Source organism: Cellulomonas sp. P4_B5_2 (assembly GCF_056402235.1).
The window spans coordinates 1-12,725 of record NZ_JBFUHU010000156.1; the positions used below are offsets into that span (position 1 = coordinate 1).

The 12,725-nt window shown below is 72.0% G+C and carries 10 protein-coding genes and 2 pseudogenes; 1 reads left to right on the top strand and 11 read right to left on the bottom strand.

The window, feature by feature from the left end; all coding sequences use genetic code 11:
- The 11 genes and pseudogenes from AC1DUQ_RS12380 to AC1DUQ_RS12430 all read right to left on the bottom strand — a co-directional run.
- Positions 1–219: pseudogene (locus tag AC1DUQ_RS12380) on the bottom strand (ABC transporter ATP-binding protein); the annotation flags it as partial.
- A complete protein-coding gene (locus AC1DUQ_RS12385; RefSeq protein WP_477073880.1) occupies positions 216–2,018 on the bottom strand; it encodes an ABC transporter ATP-binding protein in 1,803 nt (600 codons plus the stop codon). The gene AC1DUQ_RS12385 and the pseudogene AC1DUQ_RS12380, both read right to left, overlap by 4 nt.
- A gap of 43 nt (positions 2,019–2,061) precedes the next feature.
- On the bottom strand, positions 2,062–2,826 hold the full coding sequence (locus tag AC1DUQ_RS12390; RefSeq protein ID WP_477062654.1) for an SDR family oxidoreductase: 765 nt from the start codon (positions 2,824–2,826) through the stop codon (positions 2,062–2,064).
- Positions 2,827–2,864: 38 nt separating this feature from the next.
- Complete coding sequence (locus tag AC1DUQ_RS12395) at positions 2,865–4,169, bottom strand: aminotransferase class III-fold pyridoxal phosphate-dependent enzyme (RefSeq protein WP_477062655.1); 1,305 nt, start codon at positions 4,167–4,169, stop codon at positions 2,865–2,867.
- A 259-nt stretch (positions 4,170–4,428) separates the two neighbouring features.
- Positions 4,429–5,262: pseudogene (locus tag AC1DUQ_RS12400) on the bottom strand (ABC transporter substrate-binding protein); the annotation flags it as partial.
- Positions 5,263–5,323: 61 nt separating this feature from the next.
- Positions 5,324–6,085, bottom strand: coding sequence for an ABC transporter permease (locus AC1DUQ_RS12405; RefSeq protein ID WP_477062657.1), 762 nt, complete (start codon positions 6,083–6,085; stop codon positions 5,324–5,326).
- Positions 6,082–6,873: an ABC transporter ATP-binding protein gene (locus AC1DUQ_RS12410; RefSeq protein ID WP_477062658.1), complete on the bottom strand. Its 792-nt coding sequence runs from the start codon at positions 6,871–6,873 to the stop codon at positions 6,082–6,084. Before AC1DUQ_RS12410 ends, AC1DUQ_RS12405 begins: the two co-directional genes overlap by 4 nt.
- The gene (locus tag AC1DUQ_RS12415) at positions 6,870–7,805 is read right to left on the bottom strand and encodes an ABC transporter permease (protein ID WP_477062659.1); all 936 of its coding nucleotides are present in this window, start codon (positions 7,803–7,805) and stop codon (positions 6,870–6,872) included. Before AC1DUQ_RS12415 ends, AC1DUQ_RS12410 begins: the two co-directional genes overlap by 4 nt.
- The gene (locus AC1DUQ_RS12420; RefSeq protein ID WP_477062660.1) at positions 7,802–8,818 is read right to left on the bottom strand and encodes a TIGR03842 family LLM class F420-dependent oxidoreductase; all 1,017 of its coding nucleotides are present in this window, start codon (positions 8,816–8,818) and stop codon (positions 7,802–7,804) included. Before AC1DUQ_RS12420 ends, AC1DUQ_RS12415 begins: the two co-directional genes overlap by 4 nt.
- A 13-nt stretch (positions 8,819–8,831) precedes the next feature.
- Positions 8,832–10,250: a dihydropyrimidinase gene (gene hydA / locus AC1DUQ_RS12425; RefSeq protein ID WP_477073881.1), complete on the bottom strand. Its 1,419-nt coding sequence runs from the start codon at positions 10,248–10,250 to the stop codon at positions 8,832–8,834.
- Between the two features lie 16 nt (positions 10,251–10,266).
- On the bottom strand, positions 10,267–11,115 hold the full coding sequence (locus AC1DUQ_RS12430) for a nitrilase-related carbon-nitrogen hydrolase (protein WP_056092976.1): 849 nt from the start codon (positions 11,113–11,115) through the stop codon (positions 10,267–10,269).
- Positions 11,116–11,337: 222 nt separating this feature from the next.
- Between AC1DUQ_RS12430 and AC1DUQ_RS12435 the strand changes: the two genes are divergently transcribed.
- Positions 11,338–12,657: an aminotransferase-like domain-containing protein gene (locus tag AC1DUQ_RS12435; protein ID WP_477062662.1), complete on the top strand. Its 1,320-nt coding sequence runs from the start codon at positions 11,338–11,340 to the stop codon at positions 12,655–12,657.
- Positions 12,658–12,725 lie beyond the last annotated feature (68 nt).

The window sequence follows — 12,725 nt, forward strand, 5'->3', positions numbered from 1 at the left end:
CGTCAGGGCCGGGAGCGCCTGGTCGATCCCGTACGCGACGAGCGCCGGGCCGGCCACGGCGGCCAGCTGCGAGCCCACGACCAGTGCCGCGGTCGCCCACGCCGCCCGCGCGACGGGCCGCAGCAGCGACCGGAGCAGACCGAGCGACCGCCGCCGGATGCGCCGCGACTCCTCGCGGCCGGTCTCGACACCGTAGGCCTCCGAGGTCACGGCGCTCACGGCCGCACCTGCGCGAGCTCGTCGGTCTCCGCCTCGTCCAGCGCCGACAGCGCCGTGAGCACATACCGGTAGTGCGGGTGGGTCGAGAGCAGGTCTGCGTGCCGGCCGACCCCCGTGATCCGCCCGTCCTCGAGCACGGCCACGCGGTCCGCCAGCGCGACGGTTGACGGGCGGTGCGCGACGACGAGCGTCGTGGTGCCGGTGAGCATCTCGCGCAGCCGGACCGTGACCGCCGCCTCCGTGGTGACGTCGAGCGCCGAGAGCGGGTCGTCGAGCAGGAGCACCCGCGGTCGGACGGCGATCGCGCGCGCCAGGGCGACGCGCTGGCGCTGACCGCCCGACAAGCTCAGCCCTTCCTCGCCGATCACGGTGTCGAGCCCGTCGGGCAGGTCGTAGGCGAACCCCGCGCGGGCGACCTCGAGGGCCTCGCGCACCAGGTCGTCGGCCGCAGCGCCGGTGAGGTCCGTGCCGAGCAGGACGTTCTCGCGCACGGACGCCGAGAACAGGATCGGGTCCTCGAACGCGATCGACACGGCCGAGCGCAGGTCGGCGCGCGTGAGGTCGCGGACGTCCACGCCGTCGATCCGCACGCTGCCCGCGGTGACGTCGTACAGGCGCGGGACGAGCTGAAGCAGGGTCGTCTTGCCGCTGCCGGTGAGCCCGACCAGGGCCATCGTCTCCCCCGGCTCGAGCACCAGGTCGATGCCCGCGAGGATGTCCGAGCCGCCGCGCGGGTGGWCGAAGTGCACGCCCGAGAGCTCGACGCGCGAGCCGGCGGGGTCCGCGACCGGCAGCGCCACCGGCGTCCCTGGGTCCTGGACGGTCGACCCCGTGTCCATCACCTGCAGGTACCGGTCGGTCGCGGCCTTCGCGTCCAGCGTCATCGCGAGCAGCATGCCGAGCCGCTCCACCGGGCTGTTCACCACGGCCGCGGTGGCGAAGAACGCGACGAGCGCGCCGACGCTGAGCTCGCCGCGGGACGTGAGCACGACGCCGATCCCGAGGGAGACCGCGAGGATCGCCTCCGGGATGGCCCCGAGCGCGAACGAGACGCGTGAGAGGGTCCTGGCCTTGTGCACCTCGGTGGTCCGCAGCTCGTCCGCCTGCCGCGCGAAGTCGTCCAGCGCGTCGTCGCCACGGCCGAAGGCCTTGAGCACGCGGATGCCGTGCACCGACTCCTCGACGGTCGTGGCCAGGTCCCCCGCCTGGTCCCGGGCCTGCCGGGCGACCACCTTGTAGTCCTGGCGGAACCGGAAGCCGAGCCAGATCATGGGCGCCGCGCCCACCAGGTACACGAGGCCGAGCACCCAGCTGGTGGCGAGCATGAGCCCGACGCCGACGATCACGGTCGTGGCGCTGACCAGCAGCATCACCAGGCCGAAGACCGTCCAGCGCCGGATCGTGCCGAGGTCCGACATGATCCGCGACAGCAGCTGCCCGCCGGACCACCGGTCGTGGAACTCGACCGGCAGGTCGAGCAGGTGCCGGAACAGGTCGGTGCGCATGTCCCGCTCCACCGACGTGCCCGGCGCGAGGATCAGGGCGCGGCGGCACCAGACGAGGAACGCCTCCAGCAGCCCGAGCCCGAGGATCGCCAGGGCCCCCAGGACCACCCCGCGCTCCGACCCCTCGCTCAGCAGCGGACCGTTGACGATCACGCGCAGCACCTGCGGGACCGCGAGCGCGAGCAGGCTGGCGCCGAGCGCGGTCAGGCCACCGAGCGCGATGCGCGGGAGCGCCGGCCGCGCCCAGCGGTGCAGGCGCAGGAGTACCCGGGTGGTGGATTCTGGGGAGGGCACCGCTCCACCCTACGTACGCCCTCTGACAGTTGCCCGACCGATCTCACACGCCGGTGCGGGCCACCTTGTTGTTGCTGGCCTGCGCGCGCGGACGGACCACCAGGAGGTCCACGTTGACGTGCGCGGGACGGCTGAGCGACCACGCGATGGCGTCGGCGATGTCGTCCGCGACCAGGGGCTCGTACCCGGCGTAGACCGCCGCTGCCCGCTCGCTGTCCCCGTCGAAGCGGACCATGGAGAACTCCTCGGTGGCCACTGCGCCGGGCGCGATCTCGATGATCCGGATGGGCTCGCCGAGGATCTCCCAGCGCAGCGTCGTGGCGAGCATGCGCTCCGCGTGCTTGGCCCCGACGTACCCGGCGCCGCCCTCGTAGGTGCCGTGCGCCGCGGTCGAGGTGACCACGACGATGTCCCCGCCGTCGCCCGCCCGCAGCTGCGGGAGCATGGCCTGCGTGACGCGCAGCGTGCCCAGCACGTTGAGCTCGTACATCTGCCGCCAGTGCGCCAGGTCGGCCGACTCCACGGGGTCGAGCCCGAACGCGCCGCCCGCGTTGTTCACGAGCACGTCGAGCGGGCCACCGTCGGCCACCTGGGCCGCGAGGCGCGCGACGTCCGCGTCGTCGGTGACGTCCGCGACGATCGTGTCCGCCCCGGTCTCCTGCGCCAGGGCGCTCAGACGGTCGGCGCGGCGGGCGGTCGCGACGACGTCCCAGCCCTCCGCGCGCAGGCGGCGGACGGTCGCGGCGCCGATCCCGGAGGACGCCCCCGTGACGAGGGCGCGACGGGGTCGGGGCGTGGCTGTGCTCATGCAGGAACTCCAGTGCTGGTGTCGGACTGGGCAGAAGGCTAGGCGACCTCGGCGAGCACCTCGGTCAGGAGGGCGAGCCCGGACGCGGCCTCGTCGGGGGTGACGACGCAGGGCGGGACGACGTGCACGCGGTTGTCCGCGAGGAACGGGAGCAGCCCGCGGGCGAGCGCCCCGGCCTTGATGCGACCCATGAGGGCGGCGTCGACAGGCTCGCGGGTCTCCTGGTCCTTGACCAGCTCGACGGCCCAGAACACCCCGAGCCCGCGTACCTCGCCCACGAGCGGGTTCTTCTCGGCCAGCTCGGCGAGCCCCGGTCCGAGCACGTCGCGCCCGATGGCGTCGGCGTTCTCGACGATGCCCTCCTCCGCCATGGCGTCGAGCGCCGCGACGATCGAGCCCATCGCGAGCGGGTGCCCCGAGTAGGTGAGCCCGCCGGGGAACACCCGGTCGTCGAACGTCGTCGCGATCGGCTCGCTGAGGATCACGCCGCCCGCGGGCACGTACCCGGAGTTCACGCCCTTGGCGAAGGTGATGAGGTCCGGGACCACGTCGAACGAGTCGAACGCGAACCACTGGCCCGTGCGGCCGAACCCCGCCATGACCTCGTCGAGGATGAGCAGGATGCCGTACCGGTCGGCGATCGCGCGCACGCCGGCCAGGTACCCCGGCGGCGGCACCAGCACACCGGCCGTGCCCGGGATGGTCTCCAGGAGGATCGCCGCGACCGACGTCGGACCCTCGGCCTGGATCACTCGCTCCAGGTGGTGCAGGGCGCGCTCGCTCTCCTGCTCCGGCGTGGTCGCCCAGAACTCCGAGCGGTACAGGTACGGGCCGAAGTGGTGCACGTGCGCGCGGGCGTACTCGTTGGGCACGCGCCGCCAGTCCCCCGTCGCCACCACGGCCGCCCCGGTGTTCCCGTGGTACGACCGGTAGGCCGACACCACCTTGTCGCGGCCGGTGTGCAGGCGGGCCATGCGGATCGCGTTCTCGTTGGCGTCAGCGCCGCCGTTGGTGAAGAACACCGACGAGAACCCCGCCGGCGCGTGGCTCAGGATCTTCTCGGCGGCGCGCCCGCGCGTGAGGTTGGCGGTCGCCGGCGCCACGGTGGTGAGCGTCGCAGCCTGCTCCTGGATGGCCGCGACCACCTTGGGGTGCTGGTGCCCGATGTTGGTGTTCACCAGCTGGCTGGAGAAGTCCAGGTACCTGCGGCCCGCGTGGTCCCACACGGTCGACCCGAGCCCGCCCGCGATGACCAGCGGGTTCAGGTGCGCCTGCGCCGACCACGAGTGGAAGACGTGGTCGCGGTCGAGACGCAGCGCGGTGGCGTCGTCGTCGGTGCTCATGGTGCCTCTCCTTGGTGGTGCGGACCGSGCGCGGGCGCCGGGCGGGCCCAGGCTGCCGAGCCCCCCCAGCGCGCCCACCCTGGTCGTTCTTGGTGGTGAGGGCCACGTCGACGGTCTGCGTCCACGCGTCCTCGTCGATCATGCCGATGCCGTCCGGGGACGGCCAGATCAGCTTGTTGATCTCGTTGGTCTGCCACAGCTGGTGGCTGTTGCCCAGCTGCGAGCCCTGGGCCACGACGATGTCCCGGGCCTCCTCCGGGTTGTCRCGCGCGTAGATCCAGCCCTTGATGCTCGCCTTGATGAACTWGACGGTCGTGTCCTGGTACTCCTCGTCGGACGCGAGCTTCTCCGAGTTCGCCCAGATGGCGTCCTGGAGCATGGCGGTGCCCTCGTCGTTCCAGTTGATCGCCGTGAAGTCGTCGGCCGTGTACAGCTCGCCCGTGTCGGGGTTCTCGGCCTCGAGCAGCTGCGCGTACTCGTTGTACGTCATGGCCTGCGCCGCGTCGATGTCGCCGGCCAGGAACGCGTTCATGTCGAACTGCTGCTGGACCAGCGTGACGTCGGTGGCCGGGTCGAGGCCCGCCTTGGTCATGCCGGCGAACAGCTCGAACTCGTTGCCGTACCCCCAGTTGCCCACCGTCTTGCCCTCGAGGTCGGCCGCGGTGGAGATGCCCTTGTCCGCGAACGAGACCTGCAGGGTGCCGGACTTCTGGAAGATCTGGGCGACGTCGGTGATGCCGGCGCCCTGCTCACGGGATGCCAACGCCTTGGGCACCCACGCGATCGCGTAGTCGACCGAGCCGTCGGCCAGCACCGACTGCGGCACGATGTCGGTGCCGCCCTCGATGATCTGGACGTCGAGGCCCTCGTCCACGTAGTACCCCTGGTCGACCGCCGCGTAGTAGCCGGCGAACTGGGCCTGGGTGAACCACTGGAGCTGGAGCTTGACCGGGATGAGCACCTCGGAGCTCATCGACGGCTCCTCCTCGGGCTCGTCGCCGCTGTCGGAGCTGCATCCGGACAGGGCGAGCGCGGCGGTGACGCCGACCGCGGCCGCGCCCCACGCAGTACGCCTGGTGAGTCTCATCGTCATCCCTCTCGTTGGCTGTGCTGTGCGGATATCGGCCGACTGGCTGCGGTGGCAGGCGGACGTTCTAGCCCCCTTGACGCCTCGCGACGGCGCGCTCGAGCGCGAGGGTCGCGACGTAGAACACGAGTCCGAGCAGGATGGCGCCGAGCACGAACGCCCACGCCCGCGCGTAGGCGCTGTTGGACGCGGCCGAGGTGATCCGGGAGCCGAGGCCGTTCTGCAGACCGCCGAAGTACTCCGCGACGATCGCCGCGATGACGGCCGTCGACGACGCGATGCGCAGGCCCGTGAACAGGTAGGGCAGCGCCCCGGGGATGGTCACCGTGCGGGTGATCTGGCGCGGGGTCGCCGCGTACGCCTTGAGCAGGTCGCGGTGCACGGGCTGGACCTGGCGCAGGCCGCGCAGCGTGTTGACGAACACGGGCGCGAACACCACGACCGACACGACGACCCGGCGCGGCGTGGTCGACGTGGTCCCGAACATGGTGTTCAGCGCAGGGGCAAGCGCGACGATCGGCATGACCGACAGGGCCGCGGCGGTCGGCGACAGCAGCGTGTCCGCCATCCGGCTGCGCGCGGCCACGATCGCGGCAAGGATGGCCGCCACCGCACCGACCAAGAGCCCGACCAGCACGTTCATGCCCGTGGCCAGCGCCGCGGACCACACCAGCGGGACCACCAGCACCAGCTGCTCGACGATCGCCGTCGGGCTCGGCAGCAGGTACGGCTTGATGCCGGCGCCGACGACGAACGCCTGCCAGATCGCCAGCGCGACCACGCCGAGCACGATCGGCGCGGCCCAGCGGCGGACGGTGGCGGCGGTCATCGCAGGTCCACCCCTCGCGCGGTGACCGGGGTGCCGTGCAGCGCCTCGCGCACCGCGGTGACGGCCGCGAAGAACGAGGCGTCCTCCCGCAGGTCCTCCCCGCGCTGGTCCCCGAGGTTCACCGGCACGACCGCGCTGATCCGGCCCGGCCGCGGTGACATGACGACCACCCGCTGCGACAGGAACACGGCCTCGGGGATCGAGTGCGTGACGAACACGACGGCCGCTCCGCTCTCCGCGCAGATCCGCACGAGCTCGGTCTGCATGCGCTCGCGCGTCATCTCGTCGAGCGCGCCGAACGGCTCGTCCATGAGCAGCAGGCTCGGGCGCTCCGCGAGCGACCGGGCGATGGCCACCCGCTGCTGCATCCCGCCGGACAGCTGGTGCGGGAAGTGGCCGGCGAACTCGTCGAGCCCCACGAGCGAGAGGAGCTCGGCGGCGCGCTTCCCGCGCTCGGCCTTGCCCACGCCGTGCAGCTCCAGCGGCAGCTCCACGTTGCCCGTGACCGTGCGCCACGGCAGCAGGCCGGCCTGCTGGAACGCGATGCCGTAGTCCTGGGCCTCGCGGGCCTGCTGCGCGGTCTTGCCGAACACCGTGAGCTCGCCGGTCGTGGGGGTGTCGAGGTCCGCGATCAGGCGCAGGAGGGTCGACTTGCCGCAGCCGGAGGGGCCGATGAGCGAGACGAACTCGCCGGCCGCGACGGTGAGGTCGATGCCCTCCAGGGCGTGCACGTCTCCTGACCGGGACGCGAAGACCTTCCCGACGCTGCGGGCCTCGACGGCGTTCACTTGACCTCCGCATAGCGGTAGCGACCCAGGCCGAGCCCGAGCAGGGACACGAGCAGGGCGGCGACCAGCCCGAGCAGCGCGGCCGCGATGATCGCCGCCCACGGCTTGGCGGGGTCGCCGCTGGCGGACTGGGCGTAGCCGATGATCAGCCGCCCGATGCCGCCCTTGGTGCCCGTGGACACCTCGGCGACGATCGCGCCGACCACCGCGGTCGCCGCGCCGAGCCGCAGTGCCGGCAGGAGGTACGGGACGCTGGCGGGCAGGCGCAGCGAGCGCATGGTGCGGGTCCAGCTGGCCGCCTGCGCCCGGAACAGCTCGACCTGGGCGGCCGGGGGCGACTGGAACCCGCGCAGCGCGCCGATCGTGACCGGGAAGAACGCCAGGTAGCTCGCGATGAGCGCCACCGACATCCACCGCTGCCACTCGAGCTCGCCGAGGTGGATGCGACCGCCCCAGCCGACGACCAGCGGGGCCAGCGCGATGAGCGGGACGGTCTGGCTGAGCACCACCCAGGGCACCAGGGCCGACTCCGCCAGCTGCCACCGCTGCATGAGCGCCGCGAGCACCAGCCCGCCGACCGACCCCACGAGCCAGCCCGCGAGCGCGACCCGGAGGGTGAACCAGCAGGCCGAGAGCATCGCGCTCAGCACGGTGGGCGAGCCGGTCGCGGACGTCTCGGGCTCGAGCACCCGCTCGACGATCGTCCACACGTGCGGCATGGCCAGGTCGTCGGTGCGCGGCAGCACGCTCGCCTCGCCGAGGTGGCCCCCCGCGTCCGGGACCACGACCTTGACCAGCTCCCAGAGCGCGGCGAGCAGGAGGACCGCGAGGACGCCGACGAGGACCCGGCGTCCGACGGCGGACCGCTCGCGCGGACGCACGGGCACCGGCGCGGTGCGCTCCGGAGCGAGCGTCGTCGCGAGATCGGTCATGCGGTCGCCACGACCGGCGTCGCGAGCGCGGGGATGACGTGCTCGCCGTAGACGCGCATCGTCTCCTCCTTGTTGTCGTGCTGGAGGTAGCCGGCGAACTGCGTCACACCGAGCGCGCGCAGGGCCTCGAGCTTCTCGACGTGCTCCTGCGCGCTGCCCAGCAGGCAGAACCGCTCGACGATCTCGTCCGGGACGAACGCGGCGTGGGTGTTCCCTGCGCGACCGTGCTGGTTGTAGTCGTAGCCCTGCCGGCCAGCGATGTAGTCGGTCAGGGCCTTCGGCACCGACGAGTCGGCGCCGTACCGGGACACGATGTCCGCCACGTGGTTGCCGACCATGCCGCCGAACCACCGGCACTGCTCGCGCATGTGCGTCCGGTCGTCACCGATGTACATCGGGGCCGCGATGCAGAACTGGATCGCGTCGGGGTCCCGGCCCGCCTGCTCGGCGGCGTCGCGGACGACCTTGATGGTCCACGCCGCGATGTCGGGGTCCGCGAGCTGCAGGATGAACCCGTCGCCCACCTCCCCCGTGAGCTTCAGCGCCAGCGGCCCGTACGCGGCCACCCAGATGTCGAGCGCCGACCCCTTCGACCACGGGAACCGCACCTCGGCCCCGTGCAGGTACGCGGGCCGGTCGTTGGCCAGCTCGCGGATCACCTCGATCGACTGCCGCAGGGTCGCCAGGTTGGACGGCTTACCGTGCAGCGTCCGCACCGCGGAGTCGCCGCGGCCGATCCCGCAGATGGTCCGGTTGCCGTACATCTCGTTGAGCGTGGCGAACAGCGAGGCGATCACCGACCAGTCGCGCGTGGCCGGGTTGGTCACCATGGGCCCGACCATGACCTTGCGGGTGGCCGCGAGGATCGCCGAGTAGATGACGAACGGCTCCTGCCAGAGCAGGTGCGAGTCGAAGGTCCAGACGTGGCTGAACCCGTGGGTCTCCGCCAGCCGGGCCAGCTCGACGGTGCGCGAGGCGGGCGGGTTCGTCTGCAGCACGACGCCGAAGTCCATGTGGTGAGCCCTTCTACAGGAGGTACTGGGACAGGCCGCGCGGCACGTACTTCCCGTGCCCGGCGCGCCCGTGGTAGCCGGTCTCGTCCACGACGACGGATCCCCGCGAGAGGACGACGTCGACGTGCCCGTCGATCTCGTAGCCCTCCCACGCGGAGTGGTCCATGTTCATGTGGTGCGTCTTGCCCACCCCGATCGACGTGTGCCCGGCGGGGTCGTAGACCACCACGTCGGCGTCGGCGCCGGGGGCGATCACGCCCTTCTTCCCGTACAGCCCGAACATCCGCGCGGGGGTGGTCGAGGTGAGCTCGACCCACCGCTCGAGGGTGATCTGACCCGTGACGACCCCCTGGTACATGAGGTCCATCCGGTGCTCGATCGAGCCGATCCCGTTGGGGATCGCCCGGAAGTCACCGACCCCCAGGTCCTTCTGGCCCTTCATGCAGAAGGGGCAGTGGTCGGTGGAGACCATCTGCAGGTCGTTGGTGCGCAGCGCCTGCCACATGTGCTCCTGGTGCCCCTCGGCCCGCGAGCGCAACGGCGTGGAGCACACCCACTTGGCGCCCTCGAAGCCGGGCGCTCCCAGCTGCTCCTCGAGGCTGAGGTACAGGTACTGCGGACACGTCTCGCCGAACACGTTCTTGCCGTTGTCCCGCGCCCACGCCAGCTGCGCCACGGCCTGCTTGGCGCTCACGTGCACGACGTAGAGCGGGGCGTTCGTGACGTCGGCCAGCATGATCGCCCGGTGCGTGGCCTCCTCCTCCAGCTGCCACGCGCGTGCGATGCCGTGGTAGTACGGGTCGGTCTTGCCCTGCGCGACCAGCTGGGCGGCGAGCACGTCGATGGCCGGCCCGTTCTCCGCGTGCATCATGGTGAGCAGCCCCAGGTCGGCGGCCTTCTGCATCGCCTTGAGGATCTGCGCGTCGTCGGAGTAGAAGACCCCCGGGTACGCCATGAACAGCTTGTAGCTGGAGACCCCCTCGGCGACCAGGCCCTCCATTGCCTTGAGCGAGTCCTCGTCGACACCGCCCACGATCTGGTGGAACCCGTAGTCGATCGCGCAGTTCCCCGCGGCCTTGTCGTGCCAGGCGCCGAGCCCGTCCATGACCCGCTCCCCCGTGCGCTGCACGGCGAAGTCGATGATCGTGGTCGTCCCTCCCCAGGCGGCGGCCCGGGTACCGGTCTCGAACGTGTCCGAGGCGTTCGTGCCGCCGAACGGCAGCTCCATGTGGGTGTGCGCGTCGATGCCGCCCGGGATCACGTACTTGCCGGTGGCGTCGATCACCTGGTCGACGTTCGAGGCCAGGTCGAAGCCGAGCAGGGTCGAGCCCGGCGTGAGCACCGCGGCGACGGTCTCGCCGTCGACGAGCACGTCCGCGGCCGTCCGACCCGTCGCGCTGWCCAGGGTGCCGCCCGTGATGAGCGTCTTCATGACTGTCCCTCCTCGCTCAGGGCGCCACGATCGGGCCGTACGCGTCCGGCCGGCGGTCGCGGAAGAACTGCCACCGCTCGCGCACGATCCGGATCTGGTCGAGGTCGAGGTCCCGGATGATCAGCTGGTTCTCGCTGGACGAGCCCACCTCGCCGACGTAGTTGCCGTCGGGGCCGACCGCGTACGACGAGCCGTAGAAGTTGACCGCCTCGTCGCCGTACTCGTTGTCCTCGAGGCCCACGCGGTTGTTGGCGACGACGAAGTAGCCATTGGCCACCGCCGCGGCCGGCTGCTCGATCTCCCAGAGCTTGTTGGAGATGCCCGGTGCGGTGGCGTTGGGGTTGAACACGATCTCGGCGCCGTTCAGCGCGAGCACGCGCCAGCCCTCCGGGAAGTGCCGGTCGTAGCAGATGTTCACGCCGATCTTGCCGACCGCGGTCTCGAACACCGGGTACCCGAGGTTGCCGGGGCGGAAGTAGAACTTTTCCCAGAACTTGGGCAGRTTCGGGATGTGGTGCTTGCGGTACTTGCCGAGGTAGCTGCCGTCGGCGTCGATCACCGCTGCGGTGTTGTAGAGAACGCCGGGCTGCTCCTCCTCGTACACCGGGAGCACGATGACGATGCCCAGCTCCTTGGCCAGCGCCGCGAACCGCTCGGTCGTCGGGCCCGGCACGGACTCGGCGTAGTCGTAGTACGCGGTGTCCTGCGTGATCCCGAAGTACGGGCCGTAGAACAGCTCCTGGAACGCGATGATCTGCGCCCCCTGGGAGGCGGCCTCCCGGGTCCACGCCTCGTGCAGCGCGGTCATCGACTCCTTGTCGCCCGTCCAGGTGGCCTGGGTGAACGCGACGCGTACGACCGTCATAGGGGCTCCTCCGCTTCGTATCAGAACGGCCTCGGAGCCTTCACCGGCGCCGGAGTGCCCGTTCTTGGCACCGTAGCCTGGAATGTGACTGTCCGGGTTGAACATTTCTGCGGTGTTACTCCGCGTTACCGGGGCGCGAAGATCGATGACGCGCACGTAAACATCTGGACCGATGTCCGGGGACGCCTGGCTGGGGACCAGCGTGCGGGCATCCTGGCGCGCATGGACCTGGCCGCCCACGTCGACGACCGCAGCCCCCGTGGCATCGCCGCCACCGTGGCGCGCCTGGTCCGCGGCGGTGACCTGCGGCCCGGCGACCGCCTGCCGACCGTGCGAGGCCTCGCGGCCGAGCTCGGTGTCAGCCCCGCGACGGTGAGCGGGGCGTGGCAGGCGCTGTCGGCGGTCGGCATCGTGACGTCGCGGGGACGGGCGGGGACCGTCGTCCTCCCGCCACCGGCCAGCTGGCTGCCGCCGCGGTACCGCGACCTCGCCGGCGGCGCACCGGCCCGCCTCGACCTCTCGACCGGGACCCCGGACCCGGAGCTGCTCCCGCAGATCGGGCCGGCCCTCTCCCGGGTCGCCCTCCAACGACCCGCCGCGGACACCGGGGCCTACGTGGCGTCGCCGGTGGTCCCCTCCCTCGAGATCCTGCTCCGGGACTCCTGGCCGTTCGCCCCCCAGCGCGTGACCGTCGTCGACGGCGCCCTCGACGCCATCAGCCGCACGCTCGAGCAGGTAGCGGGCTACGGGTCCCGGGTGGCCGTGGAGGACCCCGGGTTCCCCCCGCTGTTCGATCTGCTCGACCAGCTCGGTCTGGAACGCGTCCCGGTGACGCTCGACCGGCAGGGCATGCGCCCCGACGAGCTCGGCCGTGCGCTGGAGGGCGGTGCGCGCGTCGTCGTCCTGCAGCCCCGCGCGCACAACCCGACYGGCGTGAGCATGACGTCGACGCGCGCCCGCGAGCTGGCCGCGGTGCTGCGGCGGCACGACGCGCTCGTCGTCGAGGACGACCACTCCGGGGAGATCGCGTCGGCCCGCGACGTCAGCCTGGGCGCGCTCCTGCCCGATCGCGTGGTGCACGTGCGCTCCTACTCCAAGTCGCACGGTCCCGACCTGCGGATCGCCGCCGTCGGAGGTCCGGCCGCCGTGCTCGACGGGCTGGTCGCCCGCCGCATGCTCGGGCCCGGCTGGACCAGCCGGCTGCTGCAGCACGTCCTGGTCGACCTGCTCACCGACAGCGCCGCCATCGAGGCCGTCGCCCACGCCCGCCGCGTCTACTTCGCGCGCCGCCGCGCCCTGCGCGAGGTGCTGGCCACGCACGGGATCGCGCTCGACCCCGGCGACGGGATCAACCTCTGGCTCCCGGTGCACGACGAGCGCACCGCGCTGGTCCGCCTCGAGGCCGCGGGCATCCGCGTCGCACCCGGCACCCCGTTCTCCGCCGACGGCCCGGCCGGCGACCACGTCCGCGTCACGGTCGGCCTGCTCGGCTCCGAGGTCGACGACGTCGGCCGGGCGCTCGCGCTCGCCGCGGCGCCGTGATCGACGACACTTGCCCAGACGCCACCCGGCAGGCCTACTCTGTGCGCGGAACCCGACCGGTTGTGGTC